The organism is Phaeodactylibacter luteus (assembly GCF_007993045.1).
Classification (GTDB): domain Bacteria; phylum Bacteroidota; class Bacteroidia; order Chitinophagales; family Saprospiraceae; genus Phaeodactylibacter; species Phaeodactylibacter luteus.
This window is the reverse complement of sequence record NZ_VOOR01000004.1, coordinates 180,962-197,842: the sequence shown is the minus strand read 5'-3', so window position 1 is coordinate 197,842 and position 16,881 is coordinate 180,962. Positions and strand designations below refer to the sequence as shown.

Sequence of the window (16,881 nt, the reverse complement as noted above, 5' to 3'; positions counted from 1 at the left end):
GGCAGAAGCCTGTACCTTTGGCCTAAAATGCGCATATGAAGCTCAACAAAGAGACCCTACTGCAGCTGTTCAAAATGAAACTCCGCTTCGCCATGACCGGAGCAGTAGCTACAGCTGTAGATTATTTTCTCTACCTGGGCCTGGTACACGCTGACTGGCAGCCCGTGTACGCCAACATGGTCTCTTATTCCTGTGGCGCGGTGCTCAACTTTCTGATGCAGAAACGTTTTGTCTTCCAGCTACAGGGCTCAGGCGCCCGGGCATTTGCCCTTTCCCTGCTCGTGTCAGGGGGCGGGCTCATCTTGAGCACTAGCATCGTATACGGGCTTTCGCAAATCCCTTTTTTAAACGAGAACCAGTACCTGCTCAAGCTGATTGCCACGGGGCTGGTCTTTTTGTACAATTTTTACCTCAAGCGATATGTCTTTGAACGTAAGTTTATATAAGCCTCTACTCATGAAGCACCTGTTTTTCCTATTTGCAGCCTTGCTGCCCACGTTGAGCCTCGCCCAACAGCCCCTCAGCCTGTCTGATGCTATACAGGCCGGACTGGACAACAATTACCAGATCCGGATTGCAGCAGTGCGCAAGGGCATAGCTGATAACAACAACGACTGGGCTATAGCCGGGCGGTTCCCTACCATCAACCTTACTGCCAATTCCCAGAACAACTACCGCAACCTGAGCAACCCCGCTGGCCCCCTGACCGGCTCCAATGCATTCAATACTGGCATCACTCCGGGCGTAGACTTCAACCTCCTGCTCTTCAACGGCTACCGGGTGAAAATCACCAAAGAGCAGCTCGAAACACAGGCTGGCTTGTCGGCCAATGCCCAACAGCTGGCTGTGGAAAACACCATTCAGCGCATCATACAGGCCTACTACAATGCATTGGTGCAACAGCAGCAGCTTGAGGTTGTCGCGGAGGTCATGGCCCTCTCAAGAGACCGCGTCGAATACCAAGAGCTGCGGCAGGAGTATGGGCAGGCCAGTACATTTGACATCCTGCAGACCCGGGATGCCTACCTCAATGACTCGGCCAACTACGTGCTGCAGCAGAATACTTTCGACGCTGCCATACGTGACCTCAACCTTGCCATGGGCATTGATGAGCTCAATACAGCTTACGAGCTGACCGATGAGCTGGCCCTTTCTGCTGACACCTACAACCTCGCGGACCTGCAGGAGCGCATGCTCAACAGCAATATACAGCTGAGGGGGGAGTACATCAACCGGGAGCTGGCCAATATCAATACCCGCCTGCAAGAAACCGCTTTCAAGCCAACGGTGCAGCTGCAGGCCGGGGCTACCTACAATGTGGGCATTTCCTTTGGCGAACAAACCCTGAGCTTTGGCGGCAATGCAACCACCAACGAAATCCCTCAGGTCGCCGCTAAGACTTTCCAGCCCTTCGTCAACCTTTCTGCGGCTTACCCGCTTTACGACGGGGGAGCAAGGCGCGCCCGCCTGGAAAATGCACAGCAGGAAGAGCTTGTCGCTCAATACACCATCAGCGACCTGAAGCGGGCCCTCAACAATCAGCTGGCCAATACCCTCGCTACCTACAATACGCAGGTGCGGCTCGTGGAAGTGACGACGAGCCTCGTGGACAACGCCCGGCAAAACCTGGGCATTGCAGAGGAGCGCTTCCGAGGTGGCTTGATCAACAGCTTCGACTACCGCTCCATTCAGGTCAGCTACATCAATGCTTCTCAGCAGCGCCTGACCGCCTTGTTCAACCTGAAGAATACAGAGACCGAGCTCATCCGGCTCATTGGCGGGCTGGTCCGGTAGGCCAATGTAGGGATTTCGCGCTTTGGGCTGGCCAAGGAAGGGTTTTCTAATGGCCCGCCCGCACACACCTGCCGGATCCCGCTATACTCGGCTGCAAGCCCAAAGGCCGTGGTTCTCGGCGGGATCGGGCTAGCGCTGCGAAGGGGTGGGAAGCCCGATAGGGCCGAGCGAAGAGCGAGCCCCGTAGCATAGCGGCACCTGCCATCAGGCAGGGGCAGCCCCCATCCTTCGGCAGGGGCAGGCTCAAAAAACGACAAGCTGATTGGCACTCCTTTACACGGCCTAGCAACCGAAGCGCACCTCCGGGTTTAGGGCTTGGGCACACATGAATATCACACGGCGAGAATACCCAGCATTGCTGAAAGGTGCGTAAATTTGTGGCACATTCAATTATAAGGGGAATGTGCTACTACGGTTTTTCCGTGTAGTTAAAACTTTCCAGCCAGAGCATTCACGCTCTGGCTTTTTAGCGCCAAAGCCGACAGGGCCACATCATTTCTACATCACGGGCAAATCTTCCTGTCCGATGTCTTGCGCTATATTTGGAGCCCGATAACTTACCGAAGCTTACCTACTCCCTCAAAGCACCTGCTCTCCCCACTTAATTTTTCAAACCGGAAGCCAGTCCTTCCTGCAGCAGTCATCCTAAGTTGGATACACCGCTGTACTTCCAATCCGGCCCAGGCCTGCGGTTGGGAACAAATATGTACACTGTTGTAAAAATTGGAATGGGGAGCGCCTATCGCTCCCCATTTTTTTACCACCAGCCCAGTGCCCCAGCTTTCTTCCTTAGCCGGAAAAAAGGGTTGGGGCGGGCCCCAAAGCCCTCAGCCACGGCTGTAGGCACCGAGGCGTTAAAGTCCAATATGGCTGGCCGGCCGGCATGCTGCCGGATCAAACCGTTGAACAGGTGGGGCAGGGCCCCTGCCTCTTCCCCTTCAGCAGAGGCCACCGGCATAAAACTCACCACTTTGCCGTGGCTGAACAGGAAAAAGTTGACGGCCAGGACTGCCGCATCCCCCGGGCGCAGTACTGTAGACGCGAACCCCCAACCTCGGTGAAGGGCATTGTACATCACGCGCTGCATGCCATGAAACACCTCCTCATCTTGCGCTCTCCGCGGGAGGTGCTCCTGATAAAAGGCAGCAATCTGCTCCGGCTTTACATTTGAAGACAAAGCCAGCCCGGCGTCTTCTGCCTTTTGCAGCTGCTCCAACAAGCCCCGGCTGAAGCCATCAGCAAGCTCTTCATAAGGGCGGTTAAGAAACAGCTGATGGTTGGTCTGCTCCTCGGCCTGAAAAGGCAGCCCCTCCGGCACTGGGTTTTGCTCGTTGAGGGCAATGTCTATGCTACGGTACTCCTCAGGTATGGCCTGGAGGAAGCGCTGAACGCGGGGCTTGGACAAAACGTGTATGGAGTAGACCCCCAGCTCACGGATCAGCCGTGGCTGATGCAAGTCCCTGCCGCTGAACCTCCGCTCTTTCCAGACCAGGGGGAAGACCGACTCATAGTCCCCCTCGACCAGGGCATCCCAGTCTTTGGCAATATGATCCAGGTACCACATATAGCCAAAAATATTGCCGTTGGTGGCATAATGCACGCAACTGTTCCATTTCACCTTATCGATTTCCTTCCTTCGCAATAACTTAATTTCCATACACTTATATCTATTCCCCCTTGATTTTCAAGGTTGGCAAACTTATTGTAGCGCGCACTATTCTTAATGCGCTTCGGTTAACAATATCGCGAAGGCGGATTCGTTGTTTGAACTTCTGCCAGCCCCGCTCGATAAACAACACAACGGCGCACCGGCCTAAAAGGTTGGGGCGCCCTGCTTCCAAACACTGACCACATACGGCCCCATCCACACAAGCCATGCACTCCTGACAGGCAGCTGCGTGCACAACCCACGTATACCTAACACAAAAACAAAGGCAACCCCGCTTCTGCTGCCCATCTGTCAGCAGGGGCGCTAAAGTTCATGGTTAAATCGCCCTGCATCTGCAGGGGGCAACTTTCATTTAAACCATTTAACCATGAGTGCCAACCACCAACACCTGAATTTCCGGCCAGCGGCCGGCCCGGAAGAACTACAACGCTTATTCCAGCTCCGCTACGAGGGGTACCTGGAAAGCCACTGCGCCAGCCTGGTAAAGACCAATGAGCTGGGTTTTGAACTTGAAAGCTACGACCACTGCGCCCACCATCTGGGCTTGTTCCTTGAAGGGCATTACGGGGCTCGCCCCATTGGATACATGCGGCTGGTCATTGATGGGCCCACCCAAGCCCGGGCATGGGTAAAGCAGCTGGCCCAAGCCCACGGGCTTTCAGTGCCAGAACGCCCAGAAGGGGAAGCCTGGCCATTGCTCAACAACTGCCCAGAGCAGGCTCCGGTGCAGGCCTTGCAGCAAGAGGCGCGCAAAGCAGGGCGCCAGATTGCAGAAGCCAGCCGGTTTGTCTTTTCCCCTGAAGCACGGGCAGCAGGCTATGCCAGGTTTTTCCTGGAAGCTGCCTTGGCGCAGGCCGTGCACATCTACGGGCTCGGGGGCGTCGTCTTAGCCTGCCACCCGCGGCACGCTGCCTCCTACCTCCGGATGGGCTTCCAGCAGATTGTCGATGGGCGCAACAACGACTATCAGGGGCTTGCCGCCAGTGTGCTCTGCATACAGCCGGAGACGGTCCGGCCGGGCCTGCACGATAGGCTGCATCACCTGGCCAGCTTCCAACGGCGCTTCGGCAGTGTATCTTTCCTACCCGAGAGCAAGCAGTTTATGCCGCCCATTTCGGTGCTTCAGCAGGCATCTTAAACCCAACACGCTCTCTTAACCTACTTCTGCTCCAACTTCAAAAATGTTGTACAAAATGAAAAAAATCAAAATCACGCTCCTTTTTCTGTCCCTGGCTTACGCCATGCCGCTGTTGCCAAGGCCAGAACTGATCCTTCACCCTAAAATCCTGGCGCTAATGGCTGCCGCAGCCATAGTGTTCCTGACACAGCCCGGCTTCTCGCCCAATGAAGGCAGCCGCGACAAGCAGGCCGACCGTAATACCGTTTTCCTAATATTGGGCGGCTCCCTGTTGTCTGTGATCTTGCCCCTGCTGGAATGGGCCTATTTTTCCCAGGCCCGCCCCCTGGCCCACTGGGCATTGCTCGGCTCCCTCCTTCTGCTGGGCGGCACGGCGCTCCGCGTTTGGGCCATTCAGGTACTCGGGCAGTACTTTACCCCTACCGTTCTGATACAGGAAACGCATCAGCTCATTCAGTCTGGCCCTTTTGCATGGCTCCGGCACCCCAGCTATACCGGGGCTTACCTGGCTACGCTGGGCAGTGCCATACTGCTGCAGGCCTGGTGGGGGCTGCTCTTTTCTGCCTTGATCATGCTGGTGGTTTATCATCGGCGGATTGCGGCTGAAGAACAAGCCCTTTCTGAGCGCTTCGGGGCGGCTTATGCCGATTACCAGCACAAAACCTACCGCTTGCTGCCGGGCATTTGGTAACCCCTGCTTAGCGGCCGGACTACCTGCGCTATTTCTGTTTTGCCGCTTGCGCTAAAGTCCCTACTTTCAACACGAATTTGACACAGCCCGCCCGCCTTCACAGGACGGCGGGCTGTTTTTCAACAGGGTGCCAAGGTGGCACCTGAACCACTGGCCAGGGCGTTTCCTGGCCCTATTGACCATATAACCATTGGACATGACCGAGCAACTGCAACAGCTGCGAGCCCAACTGGAAGGGGAATTGTATTTCGACAACCTGATGCGCCACCTCTATGCGACGGATGCCTCCGTTTACCGCGAGCTGCCACTGGCCGTTGCCCTTCCCAAAAACGCAAAGGACATCCAAAAGCTGATCGCTTTTGCCAATACGCACCAAACGGCCCTCATACCCCGGGCGGCAGGCACTTCTCTGGCTGGGCAGTGCGTAGGCCATGGCATAGTAGTGGATGTCTCCAAATACATGAACCGCATTTTGGAAGTCAACCCGGAGGAGGGCTGGGTAAAGGTAGAGCCCGGTGTGATACGCGATGAGCTCAACCATCATCTCAAGCCATACGGGCTGTTCTTTGGGCCCAACACCTCCACGGCCAACCGGGCTATGATCGGGGGCATGGTGGGCAACAACTCCTGCGGGACGACCTCCATTGTCTATGGCTCTACACGAGACCATGTGCTGGAGCTCGAAACGTTGCTCAGCGATGGCACTCCCGCCACTTTTGGGGCAGTAGATGAGGAGGGCTTCCGCCAAAAACTGGCCCAGCCGGGGCTCGAAGGCGACCTCTACCGCCACTTGCAGGCTACCCTAAGCGTACCCGAACGGCAGGCGGCTATACGAGAAGCTTTCCCTAAAGCCACCATCGACCGGCGCAATACCGGGTATGCCGTAGACCTTCTGCTACAGCAACAACCTTTCAACCCCGATGGCCGGCCTTTCAACTTTTGCGAGCTCCTCTCTGGGTCGGAAGGCACGCTGGCTTTCACCACTTCCATAAAAATACACGTCGACCCCCTGCCCAAACCCGTGGACGTGGTCGTCTGCGCTCATTTCGGCAGTGTGCCGGAATCCCTCAAAGCCGTGCTCCTGGCCATGGCCATGCAGCCCACAGCCTGCGAGCTGATGGACAAAATCATCATGGACCTCACCAAGTCCAATATCGAACAAAAGAAGAACCGGTTCTTCGTAGAAGGCGACCCTGCTGCTATCCTAATGACCGAATTCAGGGGGGACACGATGGAAGCGGCTATGGCACAAGCGGATGCTTTTACCCGCTCGCTGATGGAGGCCGGGCTCGGCTACGCCTACCCTGTCGTCTCTGGGCAGCAGACCAAACAAGTGTGGGACCTGCGCAAAGCAGGCCTTGGGCTGTTGGCCAACATCCCCGGCGATGCCAAGCCCGTCGCTTGCATTGAAGATACTGCAGTCGACATCCAAGACCTGCCAGCCTATATCCAGGAATTTGACCAGCTCATGGCTGGCTTCGGGCAACAGGCCGTATACTATGCCCACGCCGGGGCCGGGGAGCTCCACCTCAGGCCTATACTCGACCTAAAGACAGCAGAAGGGCAGCGGCTCTTTTATGAAATTACGGAAGCGGTAGCCAAGCTCGTCAAAAAATACAATGGCTCCCTGAGCGGGGAGCACGGGGATGGCCGTGTGCGGGCAGAGTTCATCCCCCTCATGATCGGCACTTACAATTATGAGTACCTGCGGCAGATCAAACAGACATGGGACCCCAATGGGGTCTTCAACCCGGGCAAAATCGTGGACGCCCCGCCAATGATGAGCAGCTTCCGGTACGAAGCTGGGCAGGAAACACCAGATTTTGAAACCGCCTACGACTTCTCAGAGGCTGGCGGCATACTCCGTGCAGCAGAGCGCTGCAACGGCTCGGGCGACTGCCGAAAACTGAACTTTTCGGGCGGCACCATGTGCCCCAGCTACCGGGCGACCCGCAACGAAAAAGACACCACCCGGGGCAGGGCCAATATCCTCCGCGAGTTCCTCACCATGAACGTAAAGGAGAACCCTTTCGATCATCCGGAAATCTATGAGGCGATGGACCTCTGCCTGTCCTGCAAAGGCTGTACCGCCGAGTGCCCGTCTAATGTTGATATGACCACCCTCAAATCAGAATTTCTTTATCAGTATTACAAGCGGCATGGCACGCCCCTGCGGGCTAGGGCTTTTGCCAATATTGGCCGGATCAACAGCATAGGTATACGGGTGCCTGCGCTGGCCAACTTCGCCCTGACCAACCCTTTCTTGAGCGGTATGGCCAAAAAAGTGCTCGGTGTTGCCCCTGAACGGTCCTTGCCCACCCTTTACCATACCTCCCTGCGGCGCTGGGCCCGAAAGCAGGAGCGGCTGTCGCCCAAAGGGCCCCAAAGGGGCATGGTTTACTTCTTCATCGACGAGTTCACCAACTTCAATGATACGGCTATTGGCATCAAGGCGTTGCAGCTGCTTACCGGGCTGGGCTATGAAGTGCGCCTGGCCAGCCATGCCGAAAGCGGACGGGCACACCTGTCTAAAGGGCTGCTCGGCCAGGCCCGTCAGTTTGCGCGGGCCAATGTGGAGGCCTTTAAAAACCTGGTGAGCGAAGATTCGCCCCTCTTGGGCGTAGAGCCGAGTGCCATCCTTAGCTTCAGAGACGAATACCCGAAGCTGGCTGGGCCCGGATTGAAAGAAGACGCGCTCCGCTTAGGCGAGCACGCGCTTATGGTAGAAGAGTTTCTGTACCGGGAAGCTAAAGCAGGGCGCATCAGACCGGAAGACTTCCACGATGAGCCGCGGGAAATCCTGCTGCACGGGCACTGCCATCAAAAAGCATTGGCGGGGCTTGAGCCTACTGCATTCCTCCTCAACCTCCCTGCCCACTACAGCGTTGAGGCCATCCCTTCCGGCTGCTGTGGCATGGCCGGCTCCTTTGGGTATGAGGCCGAGCACTACGAGCTGAGCATGGCCATAGGAGAGCAGACCCTTTTCCCAGCTGTACGCCAAGCCGGGAAGGAAACAATCATTGCAGCCCCGGGCACGAGCTGCCGCCACCAAATTGCAGACGGCACGGGGCGCAAAGCCTTGCACCCGGTCGAAATACTCTGGGCTGCCCTGAAGAAAGCACAGCCGGCCTAAAATCGAATGCACCGCCCTCCGTCTTTTGCCGGAAGGCGGTGCCAAAGCTACCGGGCCAACAACAAGGGCTTGCGGGCAATGCCGTCAGCGGTACGGGCGACAACGGTGTAAACGCCTGCCGGGGCAAAAGGCAGTGCGATCTGCAAAACGCCCGGAGCCTGCCCTACTCGACGGTTGTAAACCAACTGGCCAGATGCATCAAACACTTGCACCTGCTGAACGGCTAAGCCCCCAAACCTTACCTGGAAGGTGCCGGCAGCGGGATTGGGGAACACCGTGACCTCATCAGTCGCCAATAAGGCTTCCACAGCGGTGAGCTGCCCTACTACGGCTGTGGCCTCCGAAAGGCAGCCAGACTCATCCGTGACCGTTACCCTGTAAGTGCCGGGGGCCAGCCCGTCTAAGTCTTCTGTCGCTGCCCCGTTGTCCCAGCTGAATGTATAGGGAGGCTGCCCGCCGCTTACAATCAGATTGATGGCGCCGGGCTCGTTATCGATCTGAGGGGTCGCCTCTACCACGACGTTCAGGCAGGCGGCCAAGCTCCATATCTCAGCCCCTCTCTCCCCATCATTGGCTGCGAAGTACAGCTTGTCGTTGAATAAAGTCAGGCCGCCGGGGTCTGAACCAGATGGCCCCGGCCAAATATCTGAGATGATAGAGGCTGCCGTATCAGCATACACCCAAAACTCCCGCCCGTAAAGCTCAGAGGTAGCAGAAAAGTACAGCTTGCCGTTAAAAACGATGAGCTCCCTTGGGCTGCCTGAGCCAGATGGGAAATCGGCCGCCTGTGCTACTTCGCCCGTTGCCGGATCATAAACAAGCAGGGTATTCCCGATGGCACTGCTCAGCCGCCCGGAGAAAAACAGCTTCCCCTCGAAAAAAGTCAGGTCTCGGGGGTCCAGATTGCCGAGGACGGCGGTCAGCTGCTCCAGGGCTCCGGTGGCTGCAGTATACCGGAAAATTTCAAACCCGTCTTCCTCATCAAATGCACGGAAGTACAGCGCCCCTTCGTAGGCCATCATTTCGTCTGGCCCGCTATCGGCAGCGCCTGGGTTGAGGTCGAAAACCTGTTCTGCCCCTCCGGCCTCAGTGTAGCGCCAAAGCTCCACCCCCGAGCCCCCGTCGCTAGCCTGGAAGTAGAGGGCCCCATCATAAATCATCGTCAATTCAGGGTTGGCGTCTGCTGCACCAGGGTTGATATCCGCCACGACTTCGAAGGTGTCATCGGCAGGGTTGTACACATGCAGCTCATCGCCCAAATCCTCACTGGAAGCGGAGAAATAAATTTTGCCCTCATAGGCTACCACATCTGTGATGTGCCCAATATGGCTGGGGGTACTGAAGGAGGTGGCCTCGATAGAATCCGTGCTTTCATCATAATACAATAGCCCGTAGACGGTTTCCGGGTGGCGGCCGGCAAAGTAGAGCCGGCCATCAAGCGGGGCGAAACTGCTAGGGTTGGTACTTCCAGGGTTATCGGAAAGCAAATCCGTACTGCCAGTAGCCGGGTCATAGACCCAAATCTCCCGCCCGCTATTCGCCTCATAGGCTCCAAAGTACAGCTTGCCATTGGAAGCGGTGAAACCGTGCGGGTCTGAGCCAATTGTCTTGGTGTTGATATCCGCTGCTACAGACAGTACATCTCCGCCGGGGGTGAAGGTGAGCAGTTCATCGCCTACTTCAGGGTGCAAACCGGAGAGGTAGAGCACACCGTTCAGCTCATGCTCAATAGAGAGGTAAACCGGCACGCTGCTGTTGCCCAGGCTGGCCTCCTCTTCAAGTACGCCTGAGATGGGATCAAAGGAGTACAGGCGGCGGTCGTTCAAATCGGCTCCGCCAATAAAGTAAAGCCGGCCATCGACTGCCGTGAGCCCAGCTGGGTCGCTACTGCTGCTGCCAGGGGCTACGTCCACTGCCAGCTCCACCTCCAAAGTTGTTGTATTGAACCGGCGCACCTCACGGCCATTGCCCAGCTCCCGGGCAGAGAAATAAACATCGCCATTGAGCAGCGCAAAGCTGAACGGGTTGCTGCTGCCTGGACCGGGAAAGATTTCAGGTAGGCCCAACAGGCTGTTTGAGGTGATATCGTATACCCAAAACTCATCGCCCATGCCAGGGATGAAGCCCTGAAAATAGAGACGCCCATCGTAGTGGGCCATGCGGTTGATGCTGGGGAAATGCCCATTTGGGCTCTCATAGAGGACGTTTTCCACCATTCCGGATGACAACACCAACCGCCAAAGCCGGCTGCTGCTCGTTCCATCATTGGCAGAAAACCAGATGGCGCCATCTGCAAAGTTGAAATAGTTGGGGCTACTGTCCCCTTCAGGGTTGATGTCGTAAGCGAGCAGCTCCTGTGTGCTCAGCTGCAGGCGGCCCAGCTCAATGCCCCATTCGCTATTCTCATAGCTGAAGTATAGCCAGCCATCGTGAGCAAACAAGTTGCTGGGGTTGCGGATATCGGCCCCCTGATCGGTGTAAACACGCTGTACAGCCTCATCGGTGGGGTCATAAACATACAGGTGCCGGGTAGCACTAGTGGAACGGGCATCAAAATACAGTTTGCCGCCATGGGCCACCATAGCAGACGTGCCGGCGCTGGCCGTCAGCTCCGCCAAATCGGCCAGCAGCACATATGCCCCCGATTCTGGGTCATAGCGGTGGGGCTCAAACCCATGTACGCCATCATCGGCCAAAAAGAAGACCTGGCCATCTAAAGAAGCAAAAGTGCGGGGGTCGGAACTGGCGGGCTCTTGGTTGATATCGCGCTCAAGCGTCAGCTGAGCCAAGAGGAAGGGCCCTCCCAAAAGCAGGGCCAGAGTAAATAGAGACGTTTTCATCGGTTTTTAGGAGTTTTTGGTCCACTCCAAAGATAAGGCCCTGATTTGAATTTACAGAAGGCCGTTCTAAAACTGGCAAGGTCACCATCCCCAAGTACCTTTGCCGCCTTTAAAGGGGCCTACGATATTCGCTGTGATCCAGCCGCCATAGAAATCCCCTTCCTGAGCAGCCACCCGTTCTTCCCCAAGAAAACAAGCCTCTACCTTGCTCGGGTAGAAAGCCAAAAAACCCTTTACCTGCGCGAAGGCCGGGCGGGGATCAGGGTAGCTCCATGCAGCGCGCTCCACCCGCTGTACGCCGTTTATTACCAGGTCCCAATACACTGCTTTGCCTTTGAACTCGCAATGGGTCTGATACGATCCCGATGGCAGGAGACGGCTCATCTGTACATCTGCAGGGGGCAAGTAATAAACAGGCGGGTGGCTAGTCTCCAAGATGCGGTAAGCCTGCCGGGTAGAGGCGACCTGTACACCTTCGTGCAAAATGGTGATGTGCTGGCTGACCGGCTCAAGGCGGGGCGGGCGGGGATAGTCCCAAACACTTTCCTGGCCAGGCTTAGGTAGTATACGATTCTTTTTCATGTGCAGCTAACAAAGCGGAAAACGTATCGTTCAGGAGGAAGCGGCTGTCCTACTTTTTCAGCCCGCTTTTCACTAGCTTTGCTCCCCAAACCAGCATCATACCGCCTTTGTCCCTACTCAAAAAGCTAGCCGGCGAAACGGCAATTTATGGCACGAGCAGCATCCTTAGCCGGCTGTTGCACTTTGTCATTCTCACGCCTTTCCTCACCCGTTACTTCAGCGGGGGCGCTTACGGGGTCGTTACCGACCTTTACGCCTGGGCGGCGCTATTGATGGTCCTTTTCACCTACCGGATGGAGACCGCCTTCTTCCGGTTTGGGAACCGTGACGCTGACTTGGAGCGCAGTTTCTCCACAGCGACGCTCAGCCTGCTAGGCTCCACCGCTGTGCTCACCGCTTTGTCTTTCCTGTTCACGCAAGACATTGCGGCTTGGCTTGAATACCCGGACCGGCCAGAATACATCCGCTGGTTCACCCTGATCATCGCCTTCGACGCTGTTGCTGCCATCCCTTTTGCACGGCTGCGCCTCGACAACCGTCCTATCCGTTTCGCGTTGATCAAGACCCTGAACATCGTTGTCAACATCCTGGCTATTTTTTTCTTTCTCAAGGCCTGCCCTTGGCTGGCCCAGCAGGGCTATGGCTGGGCAGGTGCCCTCTACTCACCCGAACGGGCCATTGGGCTGGTCTTTTTATCCAACCTCATCGCTAGCGGTACGGTCCTTCTGCTGTTGTCCCCTGAGCTGTTCAAAATGCAGTGGCGCTTCGATCGGGGGCTTTGGAAGCGCATGCTGTGGTATGCAGCCCCACTAGTCGTAGTAGGCGTAGCCGGGATCATCAATCAGTTTGCCGGCATCCCCCTCCTGAAACGGCTAGCATCGGACGACCTTGATTACAACCTCGTACAGGTAGGGCAATATGGGGCAGCAGCTAAGCTGGCGGTATTGATGAACCTCTTTACCCAAGCTTTCAATTATGCTGCGGAGCCTTTTTTCTTCCGCAATGCGGAAAGGAAGGACAAGAGTGCTTTGTACGCGCAGGTAGGCAAAGGCTTCACACTGGTAGGCTGCCTGGCTTTTGCGGGCATCATGCTCTACATTGATGTGGTGCAGTATTACCTTGGAGAAGACCTCCGAGAGGGGCTTGCGGTAGTCCCTTACCTGCTCTTGGCCTACCTTTTCCTGGGGCTTTACTACAATTTCAGCATCTGGTACAAACTGGCAGACCGGACAGTCATCGGGGGCTATATCGCCACCGGAGGCACCCTGATCACCTTTGGGCTCAACCTATGGCTCATTCCGTACTACGGGCTGCTGGCACCGGGCATAGCTGCGCTGGCCTGTTATGGATTCATGGCCCTGGCCAGCTATTGGACTGGGCAGCGGTATTACCCGATCCCTTACCCTGTTGGGCGGATGGCCCTGTACATTATTGGCGCCTTGCTCGTTTACGGTGGCAGCCGCTTAGCCGCCGTCTACTTTCGGCCGGGCTTCATCGCCGGGCTGGGCCTCAACACCATTCTCCTACTCGCCTACCTGGCCTATCTTGGGCAGCTCGAGCGGGCACAGGTACAAGCTGCATTGAAGCGCTTGCGCGAAAAAGGCTAAAGCAGGCTCACAACCGGGTTGTGATGTATAGGCCGAACGGGGCCTACCCAAAAAACGACAATCTGTTCTGCGCTTTATCATACCTTATCTGTTTTTCCTTAACTTTATAAATCATGAAGGGCCAATTTGGGCATCTGCATCGCACCTAAGGAACAGGGAGAACCATCATAAATACTAGCAGGAAAGGCTAATTTCCTATCAAGCCCTGATAATATAAGCATTGTCGAATACCACTAAGCTATACGACAAAGGGGCGGAACTGCGGAGCAGGCTCAACTTCCAATGGGGCGTAAACCAAAATGGCGCAGGGCTTTATGCTCTTGGGCTTCAGGCTGGCATCGGCCTAGCGCTGCGAAGGGGTGGCAAGCCCGTTAGGGCCGAGCGGACAGCGAGCCCCGCAGCATAGCGGCACCTGCCCGTTGGCAGGGGCAGGCCCCATCCAGAAAAACGACAATCTGGTTTGCGCCCGGGAGTAGAGCAGTACCGGCCGGTCCAGGGCATCCTCTTCGGCATTGTGCGCATTGATTTGCGGGTAACTGACACCGGCTGGCAAGGATGGATAAATTTGCCTGATTTTGGAGGCGATTTCAAATCTGACGCCATCTATGTCCACTCCAGGCTTTAAGTCCAGGGTGATACTGGCTGTGCCTTTTCGGGAAATGGAGTACAGGTTCTCAACGCCTCTTACCAAACCAAATGCGCCTTCCAAAACACTGGTCACTTCTCCTTCCAGCACTTTTGGTGAGGCGCCCGGCCAGCTGTACTCGATACTCATTTGCGATTGCTGGCCTGAAGGCAGCCATTGTACTGATAGCAAGGGCAGCAGTGCAAACCCAATTACGGTCAGGCAGGCAAATAGTATGAAGGTCGTGAAGGTGCGCATTGAGTGCTCTGTTAAGCAGGCAGCAGTAATTTACGCAAGTTTCTGCCAACCTGATCTGCTTGGTGCCTGCTCCCTAGAAATCCGACAATATTACAGACGGATTGGATTATTAAATAATCGACAGCTATTGCCAACCTTCGTATTTAAACAAAGTGGCCGCCGTCGGCCATCACGCCGCACATCGCTTCCCGATAGCCCGCTTGGCCCTTACGATTGCCCGGCAAAGCGTCAAGCAGGTGCATCATCGCACCCTCCCGGCTTATGCTCACTGAGCTGGCTCCGCAATGGCTCACCCCTTCCGCAATGGCGTAAGGGCAGCGGCTTCTACACCTTTGGCGTGGCGGCTGATGCGCAAACTCACATCCCGTACAAGGTCTATGCTCACTTCGACTTCATGATGCTCTCCTTAAACCGCGCGGACAATTTCCTGGCGGAGCCTTCACAATAGCCGCTAGACAGCAGCTTGGCCAGCCGCAGTGCCGGCTTGCCTACCAGGCTGCTGTGATGTCGGCAGGCACATAGCACGCGCCCTCACAAGCAGGCTGGTAGGCATGGCGCTTGACACAGGCCTTGCCGTAAGGTGTGGACGTTATTTTTCGCCCTTTGCTAGATAGCCTATGACCTTTACAGGTGATGGCCGTACCATCCGTATCGAAAGGCTCCACAGCATTACGCGTGGCGAGTTGGCCGGCTTCGTTTCAGGCTATTTGTATCGCTTATTCCTAGCTCAACATATTGCAGTTATTATCACTCCGGCGAGCGCGGCTTAAAGCCCACAGCGTGCCTGAACGTGCTCGTAAAGAACATATCCCTGGCCTCGTCGTAGACTACATCATTGTTGTACGTAGAATAATTATACCCCCGCTCCCGGTGCAAAGTCTCCCCCGTCAGGGCATCGAGCACCATCACAGAGCCATAGCCCCAAGAGGTGAACACCAGCCAATCTTCACGCTCGTAGTAGACCATATTATTCAAGGAGTTAGGCCCGCCCTCCGGGTTGTTCCAGATCAGCTGCCCTGTCTCTGGGTTTAGGCAGGATACGTCAAATTGGCTGTTGTTCACATACAGCCTGCCTTCGTGCAATAGGTGGTTAGTATACCCCCAAATCGCCCAAGGGTAATCAAAATGGTACCGCCACAGCTGCTCCCCCGTTTGCACATCAAACGCATAAAGGCTCCAATCGCCACCTGTGATGACAATACGGTTGTCGTAGATGACTGGCGGGTGGAGGCCATTTGAAGCAAAAGCATTCGTCACATGCGCATCCCATACTTTTTCGCCACTACTCAAATCTATAGCATATAGGCGCTGACTTATCTCCTGAGGTACATTCTCCGCATTAGGCCGGTGGTTAAATAAGAGCAGCTCCCGATTGTTGGCTTCGTCCCGATGATAAGCCGGAGGTGAAAGGTATTTCATCCCGATGCTGTCCATCTGCTCAGCATATACCAGCCGGTAAGCCCCCGTAGCCGGCTCAAACTCATACAGGCGGGCCTCCTGATGAGGCGTCTGCCAGCCGAAGTCTGCCAAGTGATAAAGTTTGCCATTCTCCGCCAGGTGGCTGCGCCCCAGCCGCATGCCCATGCTCTTGAGGTCTACACTCCACGCCAGGCTGCGGGTGCGCAAATCCACGCCAAAGACATGATGCGCATTCTTAGCCAAAAGGTAATCTCCGGAAAGGAACATGTAACCAATCTCTTTACCTGAAAGCTCACTCAACAACAGCTCCCACTCTTTATCACCGGTATCCTTGTGGAAGGCCATCAGGGTCGCCGGATCGTCGAAATCTCCAGGGTATATGTACCAATCTTTGTAGGAAACACCATCGGCCAGATTAGCTACATCCTTCTCATAATTTAGCCGTGTAGCCCAAGCGACCTCCAACAGAGGCTCTTCCCCGCTAGGGCTGGGCACCGTGCTAGGCACGTTCACCTCCGTTTGCTGGCAGGAGCCCAGGAGAGCAACCGCTAGCAGGAGGGTGGATAGTATACGTAGTGTTTTCATAATCGTGGTTTTGGTGGCGCGGAGTTGATACACAAGCGGTGGGGGGCTGCATGCAGCAAGCTACAACAGCTCCAAGGGGCTAATAAAATGGTAAGGAAGATTTTAATTGTACGGGTGTACGGGTATACGCAGCACAGAATGCGCAGCGCGAGCTAATGTTCGCATAAGTATGGGTTTTAGATGTCAACAATGATGCAATTTATATAAAGCCAGAAAACAATGCAAATAAAAATTTCAAAAAAAACGGCCAACCCGTTTTTTTGGGCACCGAACATCTTTTTTTGCAATATAAACCAATCCGCCAAGCGCAAAACAGCCATGCCTGCCACAAGCAGCACACGCCTGAGCATTTCCCGACCGCATGTGTGGGGGGGCAAGCCCAACTGCCATTACGGCTCTACGGGGGCATTGGCCTAGCGCTGCGGAGGGGTGGCAAGCCCGACAGGGCCGAGCGGATAGCGAGCCCCGCAGCATAGCGGCACCTGCCATTACGGCAGGGGCAGGCCCCTATCCTTACGGAGGGGGCAGGCCAAAAGGGCA

General features: G+C 55.8%; 12 protein-coding genes. 7 read left to right on the top strand and 5 right to left on the bottom strand.

Features of this window, described 5'->3' with window-relative positions:
• The first annotated feature begins 35 nt into the window (after positions 1 to 35).
• Both FRY97_RS03250 and FRY97_RS03245 read left to right on the top strand, forming a co-directional pair.
• Positions 36 to 446, top strand: a complete 411-nt coding sequence (locus tag FRY97_RS03250) for a GtrA family protein (RefSeq protein WP_147165987.1) — start codon at positions 36 to 38, stop codon at positions 444 to 446.
• 10 nt (positions 447 to 456) lie between these two features.
• Positions 457 to 1,794, top strand: coding sequence for a TolC family protein (locus FRY97_RS03245; RefSeq protein WP_170254482.1), 1,338 nt, complete (start codon positions 457 to 459; stop codon positions 1,792 to 1,794).
• A 757-nt stretch (positions 1,795 to 2,551) separates the two neighbouring features.
• Here FRY97_RS03245 and FRY97_RS03240 read toward each other — a convergent pair.
• Positions 2,552 to 3,451: a hypothetical protein gene (locus FRY97_RS03240; RefSeq protein WP_147165985.1), complete on the bottom strand. Its 900-nt coding sequence runs from the start codon at positions 3,449 to 3,451 to the stop codon at positions 2,552 to 2,554.
• A gap of 379 nt (positions 3,452 to 3,830) precedes the next feature.
• On the opposite strand from FRY97_RS03240, the gene FRY97_RS03235 reads away from it, so the two are divergent.
• The 3 genes from FRY97_RS03235 to FRY97_RS03225 all read left to right on the top strand — a co-directional run bounded on the left by FRY97_RS03235 (position 3,831) and on the right by FRY97_RS03225 (position 8,425).
• Positions 3,831 to 4,601 carry an N-acyl amino acid synthase FeeM domain-containing protein gene (locus FRY97_RS03235; RefSeq protein WP_147165984.1) on the top strand — a complete coding sequence of 257 codons (771 nt, stop codon included), beginning with the start codon at positions 3,831 to 3,833 and terminating at the stop codon, positions 4,599 to 4,601.
• A 55-nt stretch (positions 4,602 to 4,656) separates the two neighbouring features.
• Positions 4,657 to 5,292 (top strand): methyltransferase family protein, encoded by a 636-nt coding sequence (locus tag FRY97_RS03230; RefSeq protein WP_211356798.1) that lies wholly within the window; start codon positions 4,657 to 4,659, stop codon positions 5,290 to 5,292.
• Between the two features lie 196 nt (positions 5,293 to 5,488).
• Positions 5,489 to 8,425, top strand: a complete 2,937-nt coding sequence (locus tag FRY97_RS03225; protein ID WP_147165982.1) for an FAD-binding and (Fe-S)-binding domain-containing protein — start codon at positions 5,489 to 5,491, stop codon at positions 8,423 to 8,425.
• 47 nt (positions 8,426 to 8,472) lie between these two features.
• Here the strand turns inward: FRY97_RS03225 and FRY97_RS03220 are convergent, their stop codons facing one another.
• Positions 8,473 to 11,265 carry a T9SS type A sorting domain-containing protein gene (locus FRY97_RS03220; protein WP_147165981.1) on the bottom strand — a complete coding sequence of 931 codons (2,793 nt, stop codon included), beginning with the start codon at positions 11,263 to 11,265 and terminating at the stop codon, positions 8,473 to 8,475.
• 81 nt (positions 11,266 to 11,346) lie between these two features.
• Positions 11,347 to 11,847, bottom strand: coding sequence for a DUF427 domain-containing protein (locus tag FRY97_RS03215; RefSeq protein WP_147165980.1), 501 nt, complete (start codon positions 11,845 to 11,847; stop codon positions 11,347 to 11,349).
• 107 nt (positions 11,848 to 11,954) lie between these two features.
• Between FRY97_RS03215 and FRY97_RS03210 the strand changes: the two genes are divergently transcribed.
• Positions 11,955 to 13,454, top strand: coding sequence for a polysaccharide biosynthesis C-terminal domain-containing protein (locus FRY97_RS03210; RefSeq protein WP_147165979.1), 1,500 nt, complete (start codon positions 11,955 to 11,957; stop codon positions 13,452 to 13,454).
• Positions 13,455 to 13,797: 343 nt separating this feature from the next.
• Here FRY97_RS03210 and FRY97_RS03205 read toward each other — a convergent pair whose 3' ends face one another.
• Complete coding sequence (locus tag FRY97_RS03205; protein ID WP_147165978.1) at positions 13,798 to 14,337, bottom strand: efflux RND transporter permease subunit; 540 nt, start codon at positions 14,335 to 14,337, stop codon at positions 13,798 to 13,800.
• Here FRY97_RS03205 and FRY97_RS03200 point away from each other — a divergent pair.
• Positions 14,315 to 14,785, top strand: coding sequence for a hypothetical protein (locus FRY97_RS03200; protein ID WP_147165977.1), 471 nt, complete (start codon positions 14,315 to 14,317; stop codon positions 14,783 to 14,785). The genes FRY97_RS03205 and FRY97_RS03200 overlap by 23 nt on opposite strands.
• A 299-nt stretch (positions 14,786 to 15,084) precedes the next feature.
• Here FRY97_RS03200 and FRY97_RS03195 read toward each other — a convergent pair whose 3' ends face one another.
• Positions 15,085 to 16,341, bottom strand: coding sequence for an outer membrane protein assembly factor BamB family protein (locus FRY97_RS03195; protein WP_147165976.1), 1,257 nt, complete (start codon positions 16,339 to 16,341; stop codon positions 15,085 to 15,087).
• Between the last annotated feature and the right edge of the window lie 540 nt (positions 16,342 to 16,881).

Coding starts and splice junctions, on each gene's coding strand:
- FRY97_RS03245 (WP_170254482.1), top strand. CDS start 457: ATGAAGCACCTGTTTTTCCTATTTGCAGCCTTGCTGCCCACGTTGAGC.
- FRY97_RS03195 (WP_147165976.1), bottom strand. CDS start 16,341: ATGAAAACACTACGTATACTATCCACCCTCCTGCTAGCGGTTGCTCTC.
- FRY97_RS03235 (WP_147165984.1), top strand. CDS start 3,831: ATGAGTGCCAACCACCAACACCTGAATTTCCGGCCAGCGGCCGGCCCG.
- FRY97_RS03230 (WP_211356798.1), top strand. CDS start 4,657: ATGAAAAAAATCAAAATCACGCTCCTTTTTCTGTCCCTGGCTTACGCC.
- FRY97_RS03200 (WP_147165977.1), top strand. CDS start 14,315: ATGAAGGTCGTGAAGGTGCGCATTGAGTGCTCTGTTAAGCAGGCAGCA.
- FRY97_RS03215 (WP_147165980.1), bottom strand. CDS start 11,847: ATGAAAAAGAATCGTATACTACCTAAGCCTGGCCAGGAAAGTGTTTGG.
- FRY97_RS03225 (WP_147165982.1), top strand. CDS start 5,489: ATGACCGAGCAACTGCAACAGCTGCGAGCCCAACTGGAAGGGGAATTG.
- FRY97_RS03250 (WP_147165987.1), top strand. CDS start 36: ATGAAGCTCAACAAAGAGACCCTACTGCAGCTGTTCAAAATGAAACTC.
- FRY97_RS03240 (WP_147165985.1), bottom strand. CDS start 3,451: ATGGAAATTAAGTTATTGCGAAGGAAGGAAATCGATAAGGTGAAATGG.
- FRY97_RS03220 (WP_147165981.1), bottom strand. CDS start 11,265: ATGAAAACGTCTCTATTTACTCTGGCCCTGCTTTTGGGAGGGCCCTTC.
- FRY97_RS03205 (WP_147165978.1), bottom strand. CDS start 14,337: ATGCGCACCTTCACGACCTTCATACTATTTGCCTGCCTGACCGTAATT.